The sequence below is a fragment of the Streptomyces orinoci genome (genome assembly GCF_003121295.1).
Taxonomy (GTDB): domain Bacteria; phylum Actinomycetota; class Actinomycetes; order Streptomycetales; family Streptomycetaceae; genus Streptomyces; species Streptomyces orinoci.
The window spans coordinates 45538-69105 of sequence record NZ_PHNC01000016.1; the positions used below are offsets into that span (position 1 = coordinate 45538).

Annotated in this window: 18 protein-coding genes; 9 read left to right on the forward strand and 9 right to left on the reverse strand. The window is 71.7% G+C overall.

Features of this window, described 5'->3' with window-relative positions; translation table 11 throughout:
* Window positions 1–102: 102 nt before the first annotated feature.
* On the reverse strand, window positions 103–795 hold the full coding sequence (locus CV755_RS12515; protein ID WP_277751806.1) for a thioesterase II family protein: 693 nt from the start codon (window positions 793–795) through the stop codon (window positions 103–105).
* Window positions 796–1488: 693 nt separating this feature from the next.
* Between CV755_RS12515 and CV755_RS12520 the strand changes: the two genes are divergently transcribed.
* Together CV755_RS12520 and galE are read left to right on the forward strand one after the other, a co-directional pair.
* Window positions 1489–1965, forward strand: a complete 477-nt coding sequence (locus tag CV755_RS12520; protein ID WP_109280294.1) for a DUF1453 family protein — start codon at window positions 1489–1491, stop codon at window positions 1963–1965.
* A 160-nt stretch (window positions 1966–2125) separates the two neighbouring features.
* Window positions 2126–3121, forward strand: a complete 996-nt coding sequence (galE, locus tag CV755_RS12525) for a UDP-glucose 4-epimerase GalE (protein ID WP_109280295.1) — start codon at window positions 2126–2128, stop codon at window positions 3119–3121.
* A gap of 137 nt (window positions 3122–3258) precedes the next feature.
* Here the strand turns inward: galE and CV755_RS12530 are convergent, their stop codons facing one another.
* The 3 genes from CV755_RS12530 to pdxR all read right to left on the reverse strand — a co-directional run bounded on the left by CV755_RS12530 (window position 3259) and on the right by pdxR (window position 6222).
* A complete protein-coding gene (locus CV755_RS12530; RefSeq protein ID WP_109280296.1) occupies window positions 3259–3444 on the reverse strand; it encodes a hypothetical protein in 186 nt (61 codons plus the stop codon).
* 124 nt (window positions 3445–3568) lie between these two features.
* A complete protein-coding gene (locus CV755_RS12535) occupies window positions 3569–4648 on the reverse strand; it encodes a mechanosensitive ion channel family protein (RefSeq protein ID WP_109280297.1) in 1080 nt (359 codons plus the stop codon).
* Window positions 4649–4779: 131 nt separating this feature from the next.
* Window positions 4780–6222 carry a MocR-like pyridoxine biosynthesis transcription factor PdxR gene (pdxR, locus tag CV755_RS12540; RefSeq protein ID WP_109280298.1) on the reverse strand — a complete coding sequence of 481 codons (1443 nt, stop codon included), beginning with the start codon at window positions 6220–6222 and terminating at the stop codon, window positions 4780–4782.
* A 124-nt stretch (window positions 6223–6346) separates the two neighbouring features.
* Here pdxR and CV755_RS12545 point away from each other — a divergent pair, with 124 nt between their 5' ends.
* The 4 genes from CV755_RS12545 to CV755_RS12560 all read left to right on the forward strand — a co-directional run bounded on the left by CV755_RS12545 (window position 6347) and on the right by CV755_RS12560 (window position 9304).
* The gene (locus CV755_RS12545; RefSeq protein WP_206608425.1) at window positions 6347–6838 is read left to right on the forward strand and encodes a hypothetical protein; all 492 of its coding nucleotides are present in this window, start codon (window positions 6347–6349) and stop codon (window positions 6836–6838) included.
* A gap of 48 nt (window positions 6839–6886) precedes the next feature.
* On the forward strand, window positions 6887–7348 hold the full coding sequence (locus CV755_RS12550; RefSeq protein WP_109280300.1) for a cupin domain-containing protein: 462 nt from the start codon (window positions 6887–6889) through the stop codon (window positions 7346–7348).
* A 91-nt stretch (window positions 7349–7439) separates the two neighbouring features.
* On the forward strand, window positions 7440–8396 hold the full coding sequence (locus CV755_RS12555) for a trypsin-like serine peptidase (protein WP_109280301.1): 957 nt from the start codon (window positions 7440–7442) through the stop codon (window positions 8394–8396).
* Between the two features lie 125 nt (window positions 8397–8521).
* Complete coding sequence (locus CV755_RS12560; RefSeq protein ID WP_109280302.1) at window positions 8522–9304, forward strand: isoprenyl transferase; 783 nt, start codon at window positions 8522–8524, stop codon at window positions 9302–9304.
* A gap of 7 nt (window positions 9305–9311) precedes the next feature.
* Here the strand turns inward: CV755_RS12560 and CV755_RS12565 are convergent, their stop codons facing one another.
* The 4 genes from CV755_RS12565 to CV755_RS12580 form a co-directional block, all read right to left on the reverse strand.
* Window positions 9312–12233: an NHLP bacteriocin export ABC transporter permease/ATPase subunit gene (locus CV755_RS12565; protein ID WP_109280303.1), complete on the reverse strand. Its 2922-nt coding sequence runs from the start codon at window positions 12231–12233 to the stop codon at window positions 9312–9314.
* A gap of 1 nt (window position 12234) precedes the next feature.
* Window positions 12235–14514 carry an NHLP family bacteriocin export ABC transporter peptidase/permease/ATPase subunit gene (locus tag CV755_RS12570; RefSeq protein WP_109280304.1) on the reverse strand — a complete coding sequence of 760 codons (2280 nt, stop codon included), beginning with the start codon at window positions 14512–14514 and terminating at the stop codon, window positions 12235–12237.
* Entirely contained in the window at window positions 14511–15314 is an 804-nt protein-coding gene (locus tag CV755_RS12575; RefSeq protein ID WP_109280305.1) for a biotin/lipoyl-containing protein, read from the reverse strand. Before CV755_RS12575 ends, CV755_RS12570 begins: the two co-directional genes overlap by 4 nt.
* Window positions 15315–15503: 189 nt before the next feature.
* The gene (locus CV755_RS12580) at window positions 15504–15722 is read right to left on the reverse strand and encodes a hypothetical protein (RefSeq protein ID WP_109280306.1); all 219 of its coding nucleotides are present in this window, start codon (window positions 15720–15722) and stop codon (window positions 15504–15506) included.
* 458 nt (window positions 15723–16180) lie between these two features.
* Between CV755_RS12580 and CV755_RS12585 the strand changes: the two genes are divergently transcribed.
* The 3 genes from CV755_RS12585 (at window position 16181) to CV755_RS34640 (ending at window position 19061) form a co-directional block, all read left to right on the forward strand.
* Window positions 16181–16747: a PadR family transcriptional regulator gene (locus CV755_RS12585; RefSeq protein WP_109280307.1), complete on the forward strand. Its 567-nt coding sequence runs from the start codon at window positions 16181–16183 to the stop codon at window positions 16745–16747.
* Between the two features lie 64 nt (window positions 16748–16811).
* On the forward strand, window positions 16812–18533 hold the full coding sequence (locus tag CV755_RS12590; RefSeq protein WP_109280308.1) for an acyl-CoA dehydrogenase family protein: 1722 nt from the start codon (window positions 16812–16814) through the stop codon (window positions 18531–18533).
* Window positions 18534–18887: 354 nt separating this feature from the next.
* Window positions 18888–19061, forward strand: coding sequence for a hypothetical protein (locus CV755_RS34640; protein ID WP_161968674.1), 174 nt, complete (start codon window positions 18888–18890; stop codon window positions 19059–19061).
* Window positions 19062–19076: 15 nt separating this feature from the next.
* Here the strand turns inward: CV755_RS34640 and CV755_RS12595 are convergent, their stop codons facing one another.
* Entirely contained in the window at window positions 19077–23558 is a 4482-nt protein-coding gene (locus CV755_RS12595; RefSeq protein ID WP_422070542.1) for a cation-translocating P-type ATPase, read from the reverse strand.
* Between the last annotated feature and the right edge of the window lie 10 nt (window positions 23559–23568).

Below are 23568 nucleotides of genomic sequence, written 5' to 3' on the forward strand. Positions count from 1 at the left end.
CCCCCGTGGCAGCCGCATATCAGACGCGTCAGGTCAGCGCCAGGGCCGTTGCTGTCACTTCAGCAGATTTGTCGCGACATCAACGGCAACCGCACCTCGACCCTAGGTTTGTTCGATTGCGGCTTCAAGATCCGTCAAGAGCAGTTTGACGACTTTTTCGCGCTGGTCGTTGAGGTAGAAGTGGCCGCCGGGGAAGACCCGGACGTCACAGTTTCCCGTTGTGTGCTCGCGCCAGGCGCAGGCGTCGTCGAAGCTGGTGCGCGGATCGGCGTCCCCGGTGAGCACGGTGACCGGGGAACGCACCGAGGCGCCCGGTTCGCACCGGTAGTTCTCCACGGCGCAGAAGTCGGCCCGGAGCACCGGCAGCGCCATGCGCAGCAGTTCGGGGTTGTCCAGTACGGCCGCGTCGCTGCCGCCCAGCGCCCGGACCGCGGCGATCACGCCCTTGTCGTCTCGCAGGTGGATACCTTCCGAGTAGTGCCGGGAGGGGGCGCCATGGCCCGACAGGAACAGATGGCGGGCGGTGAACGCCGGGTCCCGCTCCAGCCTGCGCACCACCTCGAAGGCGAGCAGGGCCCCCATGCTGTGCCCGAAGAAGGCGGTCGGCCGGTCGAGCAGCGGCCGCACGGCGTCGGCGATCTCGTCGGCAAGGCGATGGAGATCTTTGACAAGGGGTTCGGCGTACCGTTCCTGCCTTCCCGGATACTGCACGGCCGCCACACTGGCGACGGACGCCAGGGCCCGGGACAGCGGGAAGAAGTAGGCCGCGGATCCGCCCGCGTGCGGCAGGCACACCAGTCTGAGCTGATGGTCCGGAGCAGGAGGGAATTGGATTACCCAGGGGCTGGTCGTCAGATGGCTTGCCACGTTACTGATGCTCTAACTCTTTCCGATTGCAGCATGTCTTGCGGCATGGTCATTGCGAATGGCACACGACAGTGCCTGAATCGAACTGCCGTGTGACCCATGGGCATCCTAGGGGGTTGGTGGTCAATAGGGGGTACCCCTAACTTTCCTCCCGGCACTGGCGCGTGGGGGCCGCAACGCGTTCCACCCCGGCACCGTGGAGCGATGGCCGGATGTGTGCCCGCCACCCCTGCACCGCACCATCTCTGACCCGGTGTTCTCCGCGTCCTGGGACGCCTCCTCGGCCACCCGGCGGAGCGTGCTCGAACCTGCTTCCCCTTCAGGGGAGTTGGGCCGCCAGCCGGCCGTACTCGCGAAGGCCGTGTGCGGTCGGCCGGTAGGCTTTGTCACCGGTAATCCAGGCACCCCAACAGCCGTCCTGGCGGCTCCGGCCGGCGGAAACACCACTGGAACCGGACGTGCAAAGCGCCCAACTCAACAGCCCGGTCGTGGACTTCATCCACCGGGACATCCTCACCCAGGCACCGCCAGTGAGCCGGAACCACACACGTCACCCAGCTGTCGTTGCGGTACTAGTATGGGGTTTTGGTGTGAGCGTGCTAATAAGATGGGCGGTAAGTTGTGAACCCCTGGCTGCTTGCGGCGATCATCCTCGTGTTGGTGATCGCGGTGGTGATCAAGCGGTTGATCGGTGAACCAATCAATGTGCGTGACCTGTTCGCGCCGCCGGTGGTGCTCATCATCATCGGCTGCGTCTCCCTCGCCAAGATGAAGGATGTGACCAACACCGATCTCGGCTGGGTCATCGGGGGCTCGATCCTCGGTATGGCGCTGGGCGCCTACCGTGGTACCACCATCCAGATCTCCGAGAAGCAGGGGTATCTCTATCAGCGCTACACCGGGAAGACGTTCCTGGCCGTGGTCGGAACTCTGGTGATTATGGCGGCCTTCGGCTTCCTGGCGGTGAAGATGGGCATGCACGAAAACGCGCGGCCGGTCCAACTGTCCATCGGCGTCAGCTTCCTCGGCGAATCCCTGGTCGTGGGGCGGCGCGGCCTCGCCACGGGGATTCCCTTCGCGCCCGAACGCCGCCGCTGAGCGAGCCGTTCAGGGACCCGGCGTGCCTGGGCCCATGGGGCCCGGGCCGCACCCGGTGGGCTGCACATCTCGGCCCGGTGCGGCCAACCGCACTTGCACGGTCAGCCTGACCGGCGATCACACACTCGTCGTTCTGCAAACTTCCGGAAAGAGATTGAACGTGTCCGTTCTTATCGCCGGCGGGGCCGGCTACATCGGAAGCACGGTGGTGTCGGCGTGCCTGGACGAGGGCATCACCCCCGTCATTGTGGACAGTCTGGTCCGAGGGCGCCGAGAGTTCACCGACGGCCGGGTGTTCTACGAAGGGGACATATCTGACGGAACATTGATCGACCGGATCTTCGCGGAGCACCCGGACATCACAGCGGTGGTGCACTGCGCGGCACTCATCCTCGTTCCGGAGTCCGTCGAGGACCCCCTTGGTTACTACAAGGCGAACGTCGCCAAGAGTCTGGACTTCGTCAGCCATCTGAGCCGCAATGGCTGTGACCGCCTGATCTTCAGCTCCTCCGGTTCCATTTACCGGGCCGAGGACGGCTCCCCTGTCGATGAGGACTCCCCGCTGGCGCCGCAGAGTCCGTACGCCCGGACCAAGGCCCACTGCGAGGAGATGTTCGCGGACATCGCCGCCGCCGGGCAGATGCGCGTCCTGTCCCTGCGGTACTTCAACCCCATAGGCGCCGACCCCAAGATGAGGACCGGGCTCCAGCTCAAGCGACCCAGCCACGCCCTGGGCAAGATGATCCTGGCCCACCGGGAAGGCACGCCCTTCCCCGTCACCGGCACCAACTACCCCACCCGCGATGGGTCGGGTATCCGGGACTATGTGCATGTCTGGGATCTCGCCGCCGCCCATATCGCGGCGATCAACAAGTTCGACTCCCTGCTCACGAAGTCGGCGCCGTCGCTGGCGATCAACTTGGGCACCGGCTCCGGCACCACCGTCCGCGAACTCTGCGCTGCCTTCAACAAGGTAGTCGACACTCCGCTGGCCACCATCGACACCGAGCCCCGTCCCGGTGATGTAGCCGGGGTCTACACCAGAAGCGATCGTGCCCAGCGGCTGCTGGGATGGACACCGCAGTACTCCCTCGAAGAGGGGATCCGTGCCTCTCTGGACTGGATTCCCGTGCGCGACGCGATGCTGGAGGACTGATTACGCATCCGGTTGCTTGCCGTACCGAACAAGCACCTGCTACCCGGCTGTCGCGGGCCGGCCGGGTACGGGGCGGCGATGAACGGGCAACGGGCCGGGGAGATGACCCCCGGCCCGTAGGGGTCGCTGCGGTCCGGTCAGAAGTGCACCCGGTCCGGCGTGGAGAAGTGCACCCGGTCGGGACCGGAGTTCACCTGGTTCGCGGTGAAGTGCACCCGGGTGGGCTGCTGTTCGGCCAGGGCCGGGGTGCCGGTGGTGAGCAGGGTGCCCACCACCAGGGCGGCGGTGGCGGCAACGGCGGGCAGGGCGAATCGGCGTTTCATGGAAACGGCTCCTTCACGGTGTGGGCCGGGCTGTTCCCAGCGTGCCCGGCACGGCGGTGAACTGTCGTCAGCCGCGGGCGGTAACCGGGCGCCGCGCTTGCTCCAACTGCCGTGGTAGAGCGGGTCATTCGCCGGTACGGGCGGCGGGGATCCGCTGGTGCGGGATCAGCGCCTCGGTGCTTCCGCGCAGCGAAACGGTGCGTTCCGGGGCGGGTATCCGGATGCCCTCGGCCCGGAAGCGCCGGTGCAGACGCTTGATGAACTCATGCTTGATGCGGTACTTCTCGCTGAACTCGGCGACGCCGAGGATCACCGTGAAGCCGATCCTGTTGTCCCCGAAGGTGTGGAACCGCACGGCGGGCTCATGGTCGGGGACGGCACCGGCCACATCCTTCATCACTTCCCCGGCCACCTCGATGGTGATCCGTTCCACCTGCTCCAGGTCGCTGTCATAGGCGACGCCCACCTGCACCGTGACCGACAACTTCTGTTCCGGCTGGCTGAAGTTGGTCATATTGGTGCCGGCCAGCTTCCCGTTGGGGATGATGACCAGGTTCTTGGAGAGCTGTTCCACCACCGTGTTGCGCCAGTTGATGTCCACGACATAGCCCTCCTCCCCGCTGCTCAGCCGGATGTAGTCGCCCGGCTGCACAGTCCTGGAGACCAGGATGTGCACCCCGGCGAACAGGTTGGCCAGGGTGTCCTTCAGCGCCAGGGCGATCGCCAGACCGCCCACCCCCAGGGCGGTGAGCAGCGGGGCGATGGAGATGCCCAGGGTCTGCAGGATGACCAGGGAGCCCACCGCCAGTACCGCGATGCGCGTGATGTTGACGAATATGGTGGCCGATCCGGCCACTCCGGAACGGGACTGGGCCACGGAATGGACCAGGCCGCCGATCACCCGTGCCGCGGTGAGGGTCACGATGAGGATGACCACCGCCGTCAGAGTCTGGTTGACGGCGTGTCCCATGGCGCGGGTCAGCGGCAGGGCGGAGGCCCCCGCCGCGGCGCCCGCGACAACCGCGGCCCCCGGGGCGGAGGTGCGCAGCATGTCCACGATGATGTCGTCCCCGCTCCACCGGGTTCGGCGGGCCCGTTCGGCGAGCCAGCGCAGGATCACCTTCAGCAGCAGGGCCGCGGCGAGGCCCGCCACCAGCGCGATGCCGGCGGCGATGAGATTGTGCAGGGTGGGGGAGTGGTTCACCGGCTGCCCCCTGCGGGATGGGGGCTCACCGGTCGTGAGTAGTCGTCAGCGGAGAAATGGGGCGTCAACTTTCACCTTGCCTGGAATGACTCTGCGCGGGGGGTTGGCCCGGCGCGAGTGATCATCCTGCCTTATGGCCGGGGCGGCCCGGCATCCGGCGTTCCCCGGCCGGCGGCCATCAGCCGCGCCAGGATCGCCATGGCCTGGTCGATGCCATGGGGGGTGATATTGCCGTAGCCCAGCACCAGCGCACCGGGCCGCCCGGCGGGAGTCAGCCGGTAGCGGGTGACGGAGTCCAGGGCGATGCCCTCGGCGGCGGACCGGCGGACGAGGGCGTCCGCGTCCTGGCCTTCGGGCAGGGCGGCGAGGGTCTGCACCCCGGCCGGGACACCGGTCAGCCGCAGGGGCACGCCATAGCGGTGGACCGCCGCCTGGAGCGCCTCGCGCCGCGCCTTGTAGCGGGTCCGGCTCTGCCGGATGTGCCGGTCGTAGGCACCACTGCCGATCAGCTCGGTGAGGGCGAGCTGGTCCAGCGCGGCGGTGCCGTGGTCGGTCAGGAACTTCCCCGCGGTCAGCGGTTCCACCAGGGCGGACGGGGCCACCAGCCACCCCAGGCGCAGGGCCGGTGAGAGCGCCTTGCTGGTGGAGCCGAGATAGACCACCGAGTCGGGGGCCAGCCCCTGCAGGGCGCCGATCGCCCGGCGGTCGAAGCGGAACTCCCCGTCGTAGTCGTCCTCCAGCACCAGGGCGCCGGTGCGGCCCGCCCAGGCGAGCAGCGCCTCACGCCGGTGGGGCGCCAGCACGGCTCCGGTGGGGAACTGGTGGGCGGGAGTGGTCAGTACGGCATCGGCACCGCCGCCGGGGAGTGCCGCCACGACCAGGCCCTCGGCATCGACCGGTACCGGTATGGGCGTCAGCCCGGCGCGGCGGATGACCGGGGCCCGGTGCGGCAGGCCGGGGTCTTCCAGGGCCACGGTTCTGGCGCCGGCGGCGTACAGCGTCCGGCAGAGCAGGTCCAGCCCCTGGGTGAACCCGGAGCAGATCAGGGTGGTTTCGGGGGTGGCGGCCACACCGCGTACCCGGGTGAGGTACCCGGCGACCGCCTGGCGCAGCCGGGGATGACCCGCCGCATGGGGGTAGCCGAGATCCGCATCGGAGGCGCCACCGAGGGCCGACTGCCAGGCGCGGCGCCACTGTTGGCGGGGGAAGTGGGCGAGCGATGGAACGCCGGGGCGCAAGTCCCAGCGCGGTGACCGGGGTTCGCTCCCCTCGGCGGCCGTGCGGGCGGGACCGGTGGCCGGGGGCAGGTCACAGACCCAGGTGCCGGACCCGGCGCGGGCGGTCAGATAGCCCTCGGCCGTGAGCTGGTCGTACACATCCACCACCAGCCGCCGGGAGACCCCCAGATCGGCGGCGAGAACCCGGCTGGCCGGCAGCCGCTGGCCGGGCGCCAGCCGGCCGGAACGGACGGCGGTGCGGAGCGCGGACCCCAGCTGCACCCACAGTGGTTCGTCCGCCTCCGGCGACAGTGCGACCAGGATCTCCGGCCCGGAAGTGGTACCCGAATCAGCCATGGAATTGGACCATACCCGGGATCCGCTGTCCTCCTACCGTTGGCCCCGTGATCAACAGCGGTCGCCGGTGCGGCATTTCACGGCACTTCACCGGCGGCGGGTACGGACGGAAGGGGCGGCCTCGATGCCCATGACCCCGTGGGGCGGCCCGCGGCAGCGGACGCACCGCTCGGGCGACGACCGGCGGGCATGGGTGGTTGCCGCGCTCTTCGCCCGCCTGGCGCTGTCGGCGGGCTTCCTGTCGGCGGTCGCCGACCGGTACGGCCTGTGGGGCGCGCCCGGAACCGGCCGGGTGGCATGGGGCAACTACCACCGCTACCTGGCCTATGTCCAGGTGCTCGCCCCCTATCTGCCCCATGGGTGCGTCGGCCCGGCGGGCGGGGCGGCGACCGCGGCCGAGGCGGTTCTGGGGGTCACCCTGCTGCTCGGGGTGGCGGTACGGATCTCGGCCTGGGCGAGTGCGGGCGTACTGCTCACCTTCGCCCTGTCGATGTTCCTCTTCTCCGGGCCCGAAGCACCGTTGAACGCCTCGGTGTTCAGCGCCTCCGGCCTCGCCCTGCTCCTGGCGCTGGCCCCGCCCGGCGTGTACCGGCTCACCCTGGACCGACGACCGTGAAACGACGCCCGGGAACGACGCCCGGGAATACAACGAAAGGGAATCCGGATGACTGAAGACCGCTTCTTCCTGCTGGACCAAGGGGAGGCGCGACCGGGCAGGATCCCGGTGCCGCCCGCGTTCAGCGTCAAGGCCCGTACCGAGGACACCGAGGGGCGCTTCTCGCTGCTGGAGGTCACGGTGGCGCAGCCCATCCCGCGGCATACGCACCAGGTGGCCGATGAGTGCGTCTATGTGCTGGAGGGCGAACTGGAGGTGGAGTTCCAGGGAACCGTCCACACCATGACCAAGGGACAGTTCGTCCTGCTGCCGAAGGGGGTGCCGCACGCACTGCGGCCGGGCTCCGGTCCGCCGCCCCGGGTGATCCAGGTCTCCTCGCCCGGCGGCTGGGAGTGCGTGGTGGAGGCCCTGATCGAGCACCGGGCCGAGGTGAGCCGGGCGGGACGGCTCGACCCGGCCGCGCTCAACCGCTATACGCGCCGGTACCAGGTCGTTTACGAGGAGGACTGACAGTCCCTTCGCCGCGCGGACAAGTGTCTTCCGGCCCCGGGCGCAACACCCTATGGTGAGCCGTCACTTGTGTCCGACCGGAAGGGAACCCATGGTGCCCAGGACCAGGTTCATCCGGCAGGCCGCCACGCTGGCCGCCGCCCTGCTGCTCTCCGCCGGGACCGCTCCCGCCGCCTTCGCCGGCAACGCCCCGCCGCCCGGGGCCAGTCCGGCCGCCGTCCGGCTCGACGCCTACTGGACCCCGGCCCGGATGGCGGCCGCCCGGCCCGCCGACACCAAGGGCTCCGAGATCACCCCACGGGTGGACGGGCCGCGGCCGGGCGAGTACATACCGCCCAGCCGGAGCTTCGACGGCATACCGCAGGCCGGCACCTTCTTCTGGACCGACGCCAAGGGCACCGGGCGCACCTGCAGTGGTTCCGTGGTCCGCAGCCCCGGCCGCGATCTGGTGCTCAGCGCCGGGCACTGCCTCAACGGCTACTCCGGGACCTCGCCCAGACGCCATCTGGGCTTTGTGCCCCAATACCACGACGGGGCAAAGCCCTTCGGCATCTTCCCGGTCAAGAACAACGGGGTCTATGTGGCGCAGGAGTACTACGACCTGGGGGCGCACGCCGGCGCCAGGTATGACTTCGGCTTCGCGGTCACCGAACGCAATGAGCACGGCGCCCTGCTGCAGGACGCCACCGGAGGAGTGCAACTGCTCACCGGCACCGGGTACTTCCACGCCCCGGTGCGCATGATCGGTTATCCGGGGGGCGCTCCCAAGCCGCTGGAGTGCTGGAGCATCACCACCAGATGGGCCAGTGATGATCCGGCCGACCCCGGCACCTTCCCCCGTATCGCCTGTGACGGCTTTGTGGGCGGCACCAGCGGCGGGCCCATGCTGATGCCCTGGCCCGGCGGCTGGGCGGTGATCGGGGTCATCGGCGGCTACCACACCGGCGGCAACACCCCGCAGATCTCCTACAGCGCCTGCTTCGGCGCCGCCACCCGCGCCCTGTACCGCGCGGCGGTCACCGGAGCGCCGCCCGCGGGCCCCCGATGACCGGCGTCCAACTCCCCTTGGTAGCCGGGAAGTTACCGGCCGCCACGGGGAGGGCGAACCGTCGCCCCTGCTAGAGTCGAGGGGAGATGTGCACAACTCGATAACAGATACGACGGAGAAGGTTTATGAAGCTGCTCCCGCTGTTCCTCCGGCGGCCGATGGAGGCGGTGTACGAGCGCCGGCTGGCCAGCGGCCTGGTGGGGCTGCCCCGCCCCCAGCATGTGGGGATCATGCTTGACGGCAACCGGCGCTGGGCCCGGCAGGCGGGGCACACGGATATGCGGGAGGGATACCGGGCGGGCGGCGCCAAGGCCACCGAGTTCCTGGGCTGGTGCACTGCCGCGGGGATCGAGCATGTGACCCTCTTTATGCTCTCCGACGACAATCTGGGGCGCCCGGCCGAGCAGCTCGGCCCGCTGATCGAGACCATCGAGGAGACCGTCCGGGACATCGCGGCCCAGGACCGTCCCTGGGAGGTCCAGGTGATCGGCTCGCTCGACATGCTGCCCGGCGACAGCGCCCGGGTGCTCAAGGAGGCCGTCGCCGGGACGGCCGGGCGCGGCGGGCTCAAGGTGGATGTCGCGGTCGGCTATGGCGGCCGGCGGGAGATCGTCGATGCGGTGAAGAGGGCCTTCGAGGAACATATGGCGGGCGGCGGCGATCCGGCGGACCTGGTGGAGCGGTTCGACATCGAGGACATCTCCCGGCACTTGTACTCGCCGATCGCCGACCACACCGACTTCATCATCCGCACCTCCGGGGAGCAGCGGCTGTCCGGCTTCCTGCTCTGGCAGTCCGCCTACGCCGAAATGCACTGGGTGGACTGCTACTGGCCGGCGTTCCGTCATGTGGACTTCCTGCGGGCGCTGCGCTCCTATGCGAATCGTGAGCGCCGCTTCGGCAAATGACACCGGGTCAGGCCAGCTGGCGCCGCGCCAGCTGATGGAACAGCCCGGTGGCGTCGGCCAGCAGCTCGGCGGGCGGGCCCTGCTGGACGATCCGGCCCTGGGACATCACCACCACCCGGTCCGCGTCCAGCACCGTGGACAGCCGGTGGGCGATCACAATGCGGGTGGCCCGCAGCGCCCGGGTGGACTCGATGACCACTCGCTGGGCCTCGTTGTCCAGGGCGCTGGTGGCCTCGTCCAGGAACAGCACCCGTGGCTTGCGGACCAGCGCCTGGGCGACCATCAGGCGCTGGCGCTGGCCGCCCGAGACGGTGCCGCCGCCGTCGGACAGCATGGTGTGCATCCCCATGGGCATGGCCTTGATGTCCTCGGCCAGGCCCGCCATCGCCGCGGCCTCCCACACCTCTTCCAGGGAGAAGTCGTCGGCGCCGCGGATGCAGTCCAGGATGGAGCCGGAGAAGGGCTGGGCGTTCTGCAGGACCACCCCGCACTGGCGGCGCACCGCGGCCCGGTCCAGGCCCGCCAGGTCCTGGCCGTCATAGCGGACGCTGCCGGACAGCGGCTTCTCAAAGCCGATCAGCAGGCGCAGCAGGGTCGATTTGCCGCAGCCGCTGGCGCCCACGATCGCCACGAATTCCCCCGGCCGGGCCTGGAAGGAGACCTCGTCCAGGACCAGCGGGCCGTCGTCGGTGTAGCGGAAGGAGAGGTTCTTGGCCTCCACCGCGCCACCGAGCGGTCCCGGCCGGATGCTTGAGCCGCTCACCTCGGGGGTCTCCCGGAGCAGCGGGGCCACCCGCTCGACCATGGGCCGTACCGCGGCGGCCGACAGCAGGGCGCCGGTCAGCTGGGTGACCGAGGACAGCAGCATGGTCAGGGCGGTGCTGAAGGTGAGGAACTCCCCCGGGGACATGCTGCCGCGCGCCGGTCCGGCCAGCAGCGCGAACAGCACCAGGGTGCACAGCGGCAGGCAGACCGAGTTGAGCACCGTGACCACGTTTTTGATCCGGCCGATGCGCTGCTGGAGCACCCGGGTACGGGCGAACTCCCTTGCCCAGGCGGCATAGGCAAAGCTCTCGGCCGCGGCCACCCGCAGCTTGGGCAGGCCGCGCAGGGTCTGGAAGGCCCGGTTGTTGAGCTGGTCGCCCAGGCTGACCAGCCGTCGCTGGTAGCGCAGTTGCCAGAGCCCGAGGCCGGTGAGGACGGTGGCGATGACCAGCAGCATGGCGATCGCCGCCAGCGCCAGCGGCACGCTGTAGACCAGCAGCAGAACCAGGTTGACGGTGCCGATGGTGCCCGCCTGGAGCACCGCCGGACCGATCCCGGACAGCACGCTCCGGATGGCGCTGACCCCCATGGCCGCACCGGCCAGTTCACCCGTGGAGCGGCCGGTGAAGAACCTGGCCGGCAGCCGCAACAGCCGGTCCCAGACGGCCGGTTGCAAGGTGGCCTCGATACGGCCCTCCAGACGGAGCACGGCGAGGTTCTGCAGCAGGGTGAAGGCGGCGGAGACCACACCGGCCGCGATCAGGGCCAGCGCGGTCTGCACAATCAGGCCGTTCTCGGCCTGGGGCACATAGCTGCCGAGCACCTTGCCGGTGGCGACGGGCACCAGGGCGCCCAGCCCGACCGTGACCAGCCCGCCGAGCAGGATCCGGCGCAGATCGCGGGCCGTCCCGCGCAGGCCGAAGCGCAGCAGTGACAGCGCTCCCAACCTGCCCTCCGGCAGCGGCCGGTAGAGCATCACGGCGCGTGGCTCAAAGGCGCCGGCGTTCGCCCGGCCGACGCGCTCCCGGGTGCCGGCGGCGGGATCGACGGCCTGGTAGCCACCGCGCCGCCACAGCAGCGCCACCGGAGTCCCGTCCGCCGCGCGCCGCCCCACCAGGGGGCCGTAATCCTCCCGCCACCAGCGGCCGCCGAGCCGGACAGTGCGGGTACGGACCCCCGAGGCGAGGGCGACCCGCTCAATGGCATCCCGCGGCCCGGCGGCGCCGCTCCCGGCGGGCTCGGTCAGGACGATGGCGGCATCGGCGGCGACCAGCCGGCAGGCGGCGAAGACGGCGTCGTCACCCGCTGTACGGGGCGTCTCGGCGCCGGACCGGCCGATGGAGGCCAGCAGGGTCCGGTCGGCCTGGGCGCGGGCGGCCTCGCCGGCCTCGATACCGGCCGCCGCACGGTCCTCATGGGCGCGTTCCAGCCGCTCGATCCAGTCGTCCACGGCATACAGCAGCCGGTACTGCTGATCGACCATGCCCTGCCAGAGGCCCGCGTCCACCAGCAGCGTCCCGGCCGTGTCCGGGCCCTCGTAGACGGCGCCGTACTGCACCTGGCCGGGGGAGATCTGCATCCACAGGACGTCCTCGTCGGGCGCCGCCGCATCCGGGCCGGTGGCCGAACGGCCTTCCAGGGGCGCCTGGCAGAGCACCCGCAGCCCGCGCCCCACGCCCAGCGCGAAGGCGTTCTCCAGAGGACTCAGCGTCCCGCCTCCGGCGCCGTACAGGTCCCAGCCGTAGGCGTCGTGGCCATGAGGATAGCCATGGGTGCCGTGGCCGTAAGTGCCGTGGCCGTAGGCGCCGTAGCCATGGGCGTCGTAGCCGTGGGGGTCCTGGCCGTACGGCGGCCGGCCGAGCTCGCGCAGCTCCACCCGGCGCAGCCGGCAGCCCTGGAGCGGCCGGCCCAGCAGGGTGTGCCGCGGCCCCTGGGCCGGGCCCAGCAGCAGGGTGCCCGCGGCCAGCCGGCCCAGGAAGTGCCAGTGGCCCTGCTGCGCCGCGTCCACCGCGAACAGGTCCAGTTGGCCGTCCGTCACCAGCCACAGCACCTGCGGCCCCTCCAGAGAGAGCTTTCGCAGGCCGGTGCAGTCCACGGCCGTGCCCAGGGCGCCCAGCGCCTCCACCACCGGATCGGCGGTGGCGGTGTGGTGGGGAGAGGTCACGTCAGTGCTCCTTGACCAGTTCGGCGTAGGCCCCTTGGACGGCGAGGAGTTCCTCGTGCCGGCCGCGTTCGACGACGGTGCCGCGGTCCAGCACCACGATCTCGTCGCTGTCGCGCACCGTGCTCAGCCGGTGGGCGATCACCACACAGGCGCAGCCGCGCCGCCGCAGGTTGTCCATGACCAGTTGTTCGGTCACCGCGTCCAGGGCGCTGGTCACCTCGTCCAGGACCAGGACGCTGGGGCGCCGGACCAGGGCGCGGGCGATCTCCAGGCGCTGGCGCTGGCCGCCGGAGAAGTTGCGGCCGTCCTGTTCGACGCGGCTGTGGATGCCGCCGGGGCGCCGGGCCACCGTCTCATAGACGGCCGCGTCCCGCAGGGCGGCGATCACCGCCTCGTCCGGGATGGACGGGTCCCAGAGCGCGATGTTGTCCCGGACGGTGCCCTCGAAGAGGAAGACATCCTGATCGACGAAGGAGACCGAGGCGGCCAGCGCCCCGCGCGGGATGTCGGCCAGCCGCATGCCGTCGATCCGCACGGCCCCCTCCCAGGGGGCGTAGAGACCCGAAATCAGCCGGGACACGGTGGACTTGCCGCTGCCGGAACCGCCCACCAGCGCCACCTGCCGGCCGGGACCCACCGTCAGCGAGAAGTCCTTGAGCAGGGGCGCGTCCAGCGGGCTGTAGCCGAAGGTGACCCCTTCGAGTTCCACATGGCCCTTCAGCCGGCGGGTGCCGGTGACGGGGCCGGGGCGGGTGTGCAGCGGGTCGGCGGGGAAGTTCTCGACGTCCTTGAGACGGGCGAGGTCGGCGGCGAAGTCCTGGACGCGGCCGGCCACGCCGCTGAGCCGGGCGATGGGCGCGGTGAAGCCGGTCACCAGGGCCTGGAAGGCGACCAGCAGGCCCACCGAGAGGTGCCCCTGCACCGCGCGCAGCCCGCCGATCAGCAGAATGAGCGCGCTGTTGAGCGCCGCCAGGGCGGGTGCCACCACGGCCAGCCAGGCACTGGGCACCCCCAGCCGCTGGCGTACATCCAGGATGATGGCATGCTGTCCGGCCCAGCGGCGGAAGAAGCCGTGCTCGCCGCCGGTGGCCTTCATGGTCTCGATCAACTGCAGTCCGCTGTAAGCGGTGTTGACCAGCCGGGCGTTCTCCGCCCGCAGCTTCTCGGTGCCGGTGGCCCGCACCTTGACCGCCACCCGCAGGGCGAGCAGGTTGAGCAGGGCGACGCCGATGCCCAGGGCAGTCAGCTGCGGATCGTAGGTCCACAGCAGTACCGCGTAGAGCACCACCACCACCGCGTCCACCGCGGCGGCGGCCACATCCCTGGCCAGGGTCTCGGCCACCGCGTCATTGGACTGCAACCGCTGCACCAGGTCGGCCGGGCTGCGCTGGGCGTAGAAGGTCACCGGCAGCCGGAGCAGATGCCGCAGGAAGCGGGCGCTGCCCAGGGTGGAGGAAATCACCCGCCCGCGCAGCAGATTGGCCTGTTGCAGTGCGGTGAGCACGGCGGTGAGCAGCAGGGCGGTGGCCATCGAGGCCAGCAGCACCCCGGTCAGCGAGGTCCGGCCGCCCAGCAGAAAGGTGTCGATATAGGTACGGCTGAGCGCGGGCACCGCCGCACCGACCACCACCAGCAGCAGGCTGGAGAGCACGGCCGCCAGCAGGGTGCCCGAGGTGCCGCGCAGCCGGGCGGGCAGAGCGGCCATGACGCCGGGCCGGCGGCCGGTGCGGCGGAAGTCCTCGCCGGGTTCGAAGGTGAGGACCACGCCGGTGAAGCTGGTGTCGAAGTCCTCCATGGGAACGAAACGGCGGCCGTTCGCGGGGTCGTTGATGTATACGCCGCGGCGGCCGAAGCGGCGGCCCATGCCGTCATAGACGACATAGTGGTTGAACTCCCAGAACAGCACGGCCGGTCCGGGTACTTGGGCGAGTGCCGCCAGGTCCATCTGCATGCCCTTGGCCTTCAGCCCATGGCCGCGGGCGGCCTTGAGCAGATTGCCGGCCCGTGAACCGTCCCGGGAGACACCGCAGTCGATGCGCAGCTCCTCCAGGGGCACAAAGCGGCCGTAGTGGCCGAGCACCATGGCCAGGGCGGCCGCGCCGCACTCCACCGCCTCCATCTGCAGCACGGTGGGGGTGCGTACCGGCCGCGGGGTGCGGCCCCGGGGGACGGCGCCGGCGGGGCGGCCGCGACGGCGCCGGCTGCCGTTGCCGCTCCCACTGCCATTGCCGGTCTGTGCCCGGCGCCGGTGGCCGGGCCGGGTCTGCGGTGCGGCGGTCATGGCAGCAGCCAGTCAACGGGCCGCTGGGCGGCGAGATGGACGGCCGCGGTGACGGGCGCCGGGGTGTCCAGCGGATAGGGCGGACCGCCCGCCGAGGACCACCGGTAGCCCGACCTGGTGGCGGCGGGCTGAAGCCGCACCAGTACCGCGATGGGATTGCCCTGCCGGGAGAACCGGTCGGCGAGCCGGCTGTCGCCGAGGAAGCCGGTGAGCTGCGCGGGGGTCTGGGGCGCGCGGCCCACGGCCTGGACGCTGCCCCGCAGCACCCCGAACCGGGCCCGGGAGACGGAGTCCACGGTGAGATCCACCTGGGCGCCGGGGGAGACCGTTCCGCCGCTGTCGCCCGGCACATAGACCATGGCCACCAACGGGTCGTCCGGCCCGGTCAGCCGCTCCACGACCGCCACATCGGCCCCGGTGGCCAGGACCGTGCCGGTCCTGGCGGCCAGCGTGGTCACCCGCCCCGCGGCCACCGCGCGGACGGCCCGGGTGCCATGCTCCGTGCCGACCTCGATCAGGGGGGTGCCCGAGGAGACCGGCTGGCCCTCCTTGGCGAGGACCGCGGTGACTTGTCCCGCGAAGGGGCTTTGCAGTAGGTAACTGCCCTCGGAATGGATGAGGATGCCCGGTGCGCTCAGCTTGGCCGACACCGATCCGGTGCACGCCCAGACGCCCGCCGCGGCCATCACCAGGACGGTGACGGCAAGGACCAGCAGCCCCTGGGGGCGGGCCAGCCGTACCGGCAGATCGAGTTCTTCGGGCGATTGCAGCTTGGAAAGCGCCTTCTGGCGGAACTGCACGGACTATTCCTTCGACTGCATTCTTGAACAGGTGGTGCGGAATTGTGTGAGGGCAACGACCATAAACCCCGGAACGAGGGGGAGTTCCGGGGTTCACCTGGATTGCCCGGTCATTTCACGGCAGGGCGTGCGCCGGCGCCCGCCGTGAAATGACCGGATCCCTCGAGGCCCGTTGCCGGGCCTTCGGGCTCAGAGACCGGCGACACCGGCCTGGACGCCGACCACGCCCTCGACCTGGCCCACAACGCCCTTGACGGTGCCCACCGTCTGCAGGCCGGTGACGGTGTTGACCAGGGTGTTGACGTCGCCGGTCACACCGCCGAGGAGACCACCGGAGATGCTGACACCGCCGGCAACGGCGTCCAGCTCGGCGTCGCTGATCTCGCGGGTCTCGATGTCGTTACGCATGTTGTAGCGCACCCTTCGTTCGTCTGAATGTTTCTCAAAAGGCAGCGGCGGAGCGGCCGTAATCGGCCACCGTTCTCAGCACCGCCGCAGTGCGCCGATGTAAGCACGCGAACGGCTGCCGCTGCCAACCGCGTTGCCGCCGAAGAACACCCGGCTTTCCGATTTCTTTGCCGTTTCGGTACGGCTTCTCCACAGGATCGAGTAACAGATTCGGGGGCACTGCCGCGCTCGAGGAACATAAATGGACACAGCACCACCAACTGAGCTGGGCATAACCGGCATTTCGCGGCGCGGCCGGGTGGGCCGCGCACCCATGGATCGCAGCCGTAAAGATTTTTTGAAGCGACTTGCGGTGACCGGTGAGTTGCGCAGGGTGCCGGCCGCCCGGCGCGTGAGCCGCGTCTCACCGGGACGGTGGCTCTTGTCTATGAAACGAGTTGCATAGCAGGATCCGGCATATGGCGCTTGAGCACGCGATCCTGGTCTCCCTGCTGGAGAAGCCGGGCTCCGGATATGAGCTGGCCCGGCGGTTCGACCGGTCCATCGGCTACTTCTGGACCGCCACCCACCAGCAGATCTACCGCGTTCTCAAGCGGATGGAGAGCGAGGGATGGGTGGCGGTCCGGGAGGTCGCCCAGCAGGGGCGCCCGGACAAGAAGCACTACTCGGTCGCCGAAGCCGGACGGGCCGCCCTCGCCGAGTGGCTGCACGAGCCCATCGAGCCGGAGAGCGTCCGCCATGACCTGGCGGTGAAGATCCGCGGCGCGGCCTTCGACGACCCCTCCGCGCTGATACGCCAGGTCGAGCGCTACCGGCAGGTGCATTCCGAACGGCTGGCGCACTACCTCGCGGGCCAGTCGCGCGACTTCACCGGGCCCGACGCCCCCCAAGGGACGGACGCCATGCGGGAGTTGCAGCATGTGGTGCTGCGCGGCGGCATCGCCTATGAGCGGATGACGCTCGACTGGCTGGAGGACGTCCTGGCCACCCTGCGGCGGATCCAGGCCGCCCGCACCGGCCGCTGACCGGCCGCCCACACCCCTCGGTTCTTCTCACCCTTCTCGACTCCAGCCGGAAAGGCGGACCACCATGGCCGACCCGCTTCTGTTCAACCCCCGCACCTATGACCCCGCGCACTTCGACCCCGAGACCCGCCGGCTGCTGCGCGCCACCGTGGACTGGTTCGAGACCCGCGGCAAGCGCAAGCTGATCGAGGACTACCGCTCCCGCGCCTGGCTGGCCGACTTCCTGGAATTCTCCGCCAAGGAGGGTCTGTTCGCGACCTTCCTGACCCCCGCCGCCGCGGCCGGAGACGCCCCGGACAAGCGCTGGGACACCGCCCGTATCGCCGCCCTCAACGAGATATTCGGCTTCTACGGGCTGGACTACTGGTACGCCTGGCAGGTCACCATTCTCGGCCTGGGCCCGGTATGGCAGAGCGAGAACGCCGCCGCCCGCGCCCGCGCCGCCCAACTGCTGGAGCAGGGCGAGGTATTCGCCTTCGGCCTGTCGGAGAAGACCCACGGCGCCGACATCTACTCCACCGACATGCTGCTGGAGCCCGACGGCGAGGGCGGCTTCCGGGCCACCGGATCCAAGTTCTACATCGGCAATGGCAACGCCGCCGGACTGGTCTCCGTCTTCGGCCGCCGCACCGACATCGAGGGCCCCGACGGCTATGTCTTCTTCGCCGCCGACAGCCGCCATGAGGCGTACCACCTGGTGAAGAACGTGGTGGACTCCGCCAAGTACGTCAGCGAGTTCCGGCTGGAGAACTACCCGGTCGCCGCCGGGGACATCCTGCACACCGGCCGCGGCGCGTTCGATGCCGCGCTGAACACCGTCAATGTGGGCAAGTTCAACCTCTGCACCGCCTCCATCGGCATCTGCGAACACGCCATGTACGAGGCCGTCACCCACGCCCACAACCGCATCCTCTACGGCCGCCCCGTCACCGCCTTCCCCCATGTCCGCCGGGAACTGACCGACGCCTATGTCCGCCTGGCCGGCATGAAGCTGTTCAGCGACCGCGCCGTTGACTACTTCCGCACCGCAGGCCCCGAGGACCGCCGGTACCTGCTCTTCAACCCCATGACCAAGATGAAGGTGACCACCGAGGGCGAGAAGGTCATCGACCTGATGTGGGATGTGATCGCCGCCAAGGGCTTTGAGAAGGACACCTACTTCGCCCAGGCCGCCGCCGAGATCCGCGGCCTGCCCAAGCTGGAGGGCACGGTCCATGTCAACCTGGCGCTGATCCTGAAGTTCATGCGCAACCACCTGCTGGCGCCCGTCGATTACCCGCCGGTGCCGACCCGGCTGGACGCGGCCGATGACACCTTCCTCTTCCGGCAGGGACCGGCCCGCGGCCTGGGCTCGGTGCGCTTCCACGACTGGCGCGCCGCCTTCGACGGCTACGCCCACCTGGCCAATGTGGCCCGCTTCCGCGAACAGGCCGACGTCCTCTGCGAGTTCGTCACCACCGCCGCGCCCGGCGAGGAGCAGAGCCGGGACCTGGACCTGCTGCTGGCCGTCGGCCAGCTCTTCGCCCTGGTGGTGCACGGCCAGCTGATCCTGGAGCAGGCCGCCCTGACCGGGACCGACGAGGATGTGCTGGACGAGCTCTTCGCCGTCCTGGTCCGCGACTTCTCCGCCTACGCGGTCGAACTGCACGGCAAGGACTCCGCCACCGAGGAGCAGCAGAGCTGGGCCCTGGGCGCGGTCCGCCGCCCGGTGGTGGACGCCGGCCGCTCGGCCCGGGTCTGGGAGCGGGTCGCGGCGCTGTCGGGGGCGTACGAGATGGCGCCGTAAGCGCCTTGGCCGCCTGGCCCCGGCGCGCATCCCGGGGCCACTGCCGCTGGTCTTCCGGCTGAGCGGCCACACCATCGCGGTGCGCCTGAGACACCGGTGCCTCCTCGGATACGGCATCCTCGCCGTACTCGCCGCCGGCGCCTGCGCCGTGGCCGAGAAGCTGCTGCTGCTCCACGGTCTGCGCCAACTCCACGGCGCCGGCTGGCCGTTCGCGGCGCCGGCGGGCTGTGCCACAGTGAAATGGCTGCTGGTGGCGCTCACCCTGCCCCTCGCGGTGATCGCGGCCGCGGTCATCCTCAAACGGGCCGCGCTCGGCGGACGGGTACGGTACCAACCCGCGCCCGGCGACCCCGTGTGTTCCCCCATGACTCCACCGGCGACCAGTGGTTCGACCACCGGCAGTCCGACGCCTACCGGGCGCTCGGCCACTGGATCGGCGAATGGGCCGGGGAGCTGCTGGGCGGTCAACTCCCGGATGAACAGGGCGACGACCGGGCGGGCAACGACGGTACGAGCAAGGGGAGTTGACCCGGCCGCGACGCCTCACCCCGTGGCGGACGCCGCGTCCCGCTCCGCCCGGGTCACCCGCACCACCGGTGCCAGCCACCGCTCCAGCCGGGGCAGCAGCTGCGGCAGCAACCGCTCAATGTGCGGCAGCACCAGCGGATAGAGCGCGGTGGTGCCGATCGCGGTGGCGACCCCGGCCCAGGCCACCGGCCCCAGCGGGGTGCAGCCGAAGAAGTGACTGAGCCCCGGGGTCTGGACGATGCCCGCCAGCACCAGGGCGGAGCCCAGAGCGGTCGCCAGCACCAGCGGGCTGTGCCGCCGGCCCCTGACGGTCTGGGTGAGCTGGGCCCCGACCACCCCGCACAGCGCCATGGTGCTGGTGCGCCGGGCCGAGCCAGGGGTGAGCCGGCCGGCCAGCCAGGCGACGGCCGCGCCCAGGCCGGTGACCAGACCGCGCTGGCGGATCTGCCGGGTGAGCGGGGCGCCCAGCACGGCGACCCCGGGAGAGGGGCCGTCCGCCGCGGAGGGTTCGCCGTCCGCGGCCCCGTCCTGCGGGGTGACCGCCACCGCCATCGCCGGGAACATGTCCGTGAGCAGATTGACCAGCAGCAACTGCCGGGTGGACAAGGGCGAGGCACCCTCCGTCAGACTGCCCAGCACCGTGAAGCCGACCTCGCCGAAGTTCCCGCCGAGCAGGATGCTGACGGCATCCGCCACACTGCGCCACAGCGCCCGCCCCTCCGTCAAGGCCTCGGTCAGTACGGACAGTTCGTCCCCGGTGAGCACCAGGTCCGCCGCATTGCGGGCGGCCGCCGAACCCCGGGCCGCGATGCCCACGCCCACATCCGCCGCCCGGATGGCGGCCGCGTCATTGGCGCCGTCGCCCACCATGGCCACCACCCGTCCGCTCTCCCGCAGCGCCTCGATCACCTGGAGCTTCTGCTCCGGGGCGACCCGGGCCACCACCTGGCAGTCCCGCAGCAGCCGGGCCCGGCCCGCCCGGTCCTCGGCGGCCAGCCGGTCACCGGTGACCACTGTGACGTCCGGCGGCCAGCCCAGCGCCACCGCCACCGCGCGGGCGGTGCGCGGATGGTCGCCGGTGAGGATCACCGGCCGCAGCCCCTCCCGGCGCAGCGCGGCCACCAGGGCGGCGGAGCCGGCCCGAGGGGTGTCGGCCAGCGCGACAAAGCCCAGGAACTCCAGCTCCGCCAGCGGCTTGTCCAGCGCCTCGGCCGTCTCCCCGGCGGACAGCCGCCGCCGGGCGACCGCGATCAGCCGCAGGCCCTCGGCCGCCAGGGACTGGGCCCGCCGCTCCGCGGTGGCCGGTACCTCCCGGCAGCAGGGCAGCACAATCTCGGGGGCGCCCTTGACCACCAGCGACGGTCCCTCGTCCGCCGTCCGCCCCACCGAGGCGGCATAACCGCGGCTGGCTTCGAAGGGCCGGGCCTCACAGGGGTGCCAGTCCGGGTCGTCCGGGGCGGCGGCCAGCACCGCCTCATCGGTGGCGTGCGCATGGGCGCCGGTGCCGTCGCCAGCCCGGGGGCAGGCCCGGGCCGCGGCCCGCAGCACGGCGGCCGCCTCGGCGGCACCGGCCGGATGGCAGGCCCCGTCCCCGGTCACCAGGCGGGTCACCCGCAGCCGGTTCTCGGTGAGGGTGCCGGTCTTGTCGAAACAGATGGTGTCGATCCGGCCCAGCGCCTCCAGGGTGCGCGGGGTGCGCACCAGCACCCCCCGGCGGCTGAGCCGCCGGGCCGCGGCCATCTGTGCCACCGTCGCCACCAGCGGCAGCCCCTCCGGGACCGCGGCCACCGCCAGCGCCACCCCGCCGCCCACCGCCTCCCGCACCGAGCGGCCGCGCAGCAGGGACAGCGCGGTGACCGCCGCGCCGCCGGCCAGGGTCAGCGGCAGCACCCGCCGCGACAACTCCTGCAGCCGCGCCTGAACTCCCGCCGTGGACGGGGTCCTTGAGGCCAGCGAGGCGGCCCGGCCGGCCTGGGTCTGCTCACCGGTGCCCACCACCACGGCCCGTCCCCGCCCGGCCACCACGGTGGTGCCCTCGTAGACCATGCAGCGGCGGTCGGCCACCGCCGCCCGGGGAGTGGCGGCCACCTGTTTGCGGGTGGGCAGGGACTCGCCGGTCAGGGCGGACTCGTCCACCTCCAGATCGGTGGCGGCCAGCAGCCGGGCATCGGCGGGCACCACCTCACCGGTGGCCAGTTCGATCACTTCCCCGGGCGCCAGCCGGCCGGCGTCCACGGTCGCGGTGGCACCGCTGCGAGTGTCGGTCACCCGCCGGGCGGTCTGCCGCTGCCCCACCGCCAGCCGGGCCAGCGCACGCTCGGCGCGCAACCGCTGCACCCCGCCCACCAGGGCGTTCATCCCCAGCGCTCCGGTGACCAGCAGGGCGTCCACGGTGGACCCCAGCACCGCCGAGGCGGCCGCGCCCACCGCGAGCACGGGGGTGAGCGGATCGTCGAGTTCCGCCCGCACGGCCAGCGCCAGGGAGGCCGCGGCGCGCGCCGGGGCGAAGACCGGCAGCCGGGTCACCGCCCCGGTGCCGGTACGGACCCGGTCCAGCAGCGAGGGCGCGCCAACGGGCCGGCGGGCCCTCAGCCGGGACAGCACCTCCTCCGGGCGCAGCGCGTGCCAGGGCACCCGGGGCCGGGGCCGCGGCACCTCGCGCCCCGCGACGGACCAGGCGGACCGCCAGCCCCCGAACAGGGCAGCGGCGGCAGCGGCGTTGACCGGTCCGAGCCGCATCCCGCTGGGCAGCAGCAGCCGGCGGGTGCGGGAGCCTCCGGTGACCACCAGCAGACCGGCCAGCGTGGCGCCCGACTGGGACAGCGCCTTGGACCGGCGGGCGACGGCCCGGGCGGCGGGGGCGGCGGCCAGCAGCCGCCACACCCCCTCAAGACCGTTGAGGGCCAGCACATCCGCGCCCCAGACCACGGCGCTCCGGTCGTCGGTGACGGCCACCGCCAGGTCGCCCGCGAGCAGTCCGGCCGTCAGGCCGTCCGCGCCGGGGTCCCCGGGCCGCACCCGGGCGACCGTCAGCACCGTCCGGCCCTCCTCGCGCAGCGCGCCCACCACCTCGGCGGGCGGACGGCCGGGCGGGACCACCGTGTCCGCCAGCGCGGCGAAGTCGCCGAGCGAGGCGTCGCCGATGACCACCACCTGGAGTTCGGCGCGGCGGGCCGCGTCCAGCACGGCTTCGGCGAGCGGGTCGAGTTCCCAGCCGACCAGGACGGTGCCGATGTCTTTGCCGTCGGCGGAGGCGGTGAGCCAGCCGGTTCCGGCCGGAGGTTCGCCGGGTGGCGAACTCAGGCTCAGGGGCGGGGAGTTGGGCGCGGACCGGTCCTGGCCGGTCGCGTCCCCGCGCGGGCGCAAGGCCCCGATGGCGGCATGCCAGAGGCGGTCGTGGTCCCAGGAGGGCGCCTCTGGGCGGACGTCCAGCACCGTGCGCCGCCGGCCGCGCAGGGCGCTGGGGTGGAGCACCACCGTGTCCACACCGCCCAGCCTGCGCAGCCGCTGGACGCCGCGCACCAGTACGCCGTCCCGGGCCAGGGCGGTGCCCAGGGCGGCGGTGAACGCGGCCGGCCCATAGCGCGCCGCCTTGGGGGAGCCGGCCAGCACCGCTTCGGCGACGCCCGCCGGGCTGCGGCTGAACAGCAGCGTGGCGGCGGCACCCACCAGGCTGCCGGTGACGGCCGTGTCGGCGTACTCCTCGTCCGGGGTCCGCCGCAGGGCGGGCCGGGGCAGACCCTGCCCGGAGATGCCCGGCCGGTCCGGCACACACAGCCGGTCATGCGCGGCGTCGAAGGCGACCGCGCGGGCCAGCGCCTCCGCCAACTGCCCGGCGCGCAGCGCCCCGTCCAGCAGCAGCGCGGTGGGCGACTGGCCGAAACCGTGGCCGGCTGCGTTGGCCGCGGCCAGCACCAGATCGGTGCCCCGGGTCCCCAGCCGGCGGCGCAGCACGCCCCGGACCCGGGAGTCCTCCCGCAGCACCGATATCGCCGCGGTGACCAGCTGCGGGGACTTCTTCAGCCGTACCGCGCGGGCCGCCAGCGCCGTGCCCACCCCCGCCAGGTCGCAGGCCAGGGCGAGGGCCGCGGCACGGATGTCCTCGCCGCCGCCCGGGTGCGGCGGCGCCAAGTCCGGGTCGTCATCGGCGAGTTCCAGCCCATGGCGGGCGGTCAGCCGGGCCGCCAGCCGGCTGACCTCGTCCGCCGACGCCTCCTCGCCCACCCGCACCACCAGCCGGCCCAGGCCGCCGTCCCAGTAGGCGAGCAGCACCTCGGGCCGCTTGAGCAGCGCGGCCGCCACCTTCTCCGCGGCCCCCGCCAGACGCCGGGCCCCGGCGTCCCCGGCGAGCGGACGCAGCGGCAGATGGAGCCGGTCACCGGCCCGCCACCCGGCTCCGCCGGGCAGCAGGGCGTTACGGGCCGCCCGCCCGGCCCTTATCGCGGTGCGCGCCCCGCCGGAGACCAGGGACAGACCGAGGCCGGGCAGTGCGGTCAGTGAACGCTGC

Coding starts and splice junctions, on each gene's coding strand:
- CV755_RS12545 (WP_206608425.1), top strand. CDS start 6,347: ATGCCCATGACCCCGTGGGGCGGCCCGCGGCAGCGGACGCACCGCTCG.
- CV755_RS12585 (WP_109280307.1), top strand. CDS start 16,181: ATGGCGCTTGAGCACGCGATCCTGGTCTCCCTGCTGGAGAAGCCGGGC.
- CV755_RS12580 (WP_109280306.1), bottom strand. CDS start 15,722: ATGCGTAACGACATCGAGACCCGCGAGATCAGCGACGCCGAGCTGGAC.
- CV755_RS12530 (WP_109280296.1), bottom strand. CDS start 3,444: ATGAAACGCCGATTCGCCCTGCCCGCCGTTGCCGCCACCGCCGCCCTG.
- CV755_RS12590 (WP_109280308.1), top strand. CDS start 16,812: ATGGCCGACCCGCTTCTGTTCAACCCCCGCACCTATGACCCCGCGCAC.
- CV755_RS12560 (WP_109280302.1), top strand. CDS start 8,522: ATGAAGCTGCTCCCGCTGTTCCTCCGGCGGCCGATGGAGGCGGTGTAC.
- CV755_RS12570 (WP_109280304.1), bottom strand. CDS start 14,514: ATGACCGCCGCACCGCAGACCCGGCCCGGCCACCGGCGCCGGGCACAG.
- CV755_RS12555 (WP_109280301.1), top strand. CDS start 7,440: ATGGTGCCCAGGACCAGGTTCATCCGGCAGGCCGCCACGCTGGCCGCC.
- pdxR (WP_109280298.1), bottom strand. CDS start 6,222: ATGGCTGATTCGGGTACCACTTCCGGGCCGGAGATCCTGGTCGCACTG.
- CV755_RS12550 (WP_109280300.1), top strand. CDS start 6,887: ATGACTGAAGACCGCTTCTTCCTGCTGGACCAAGGGGAGGCGCGACCG.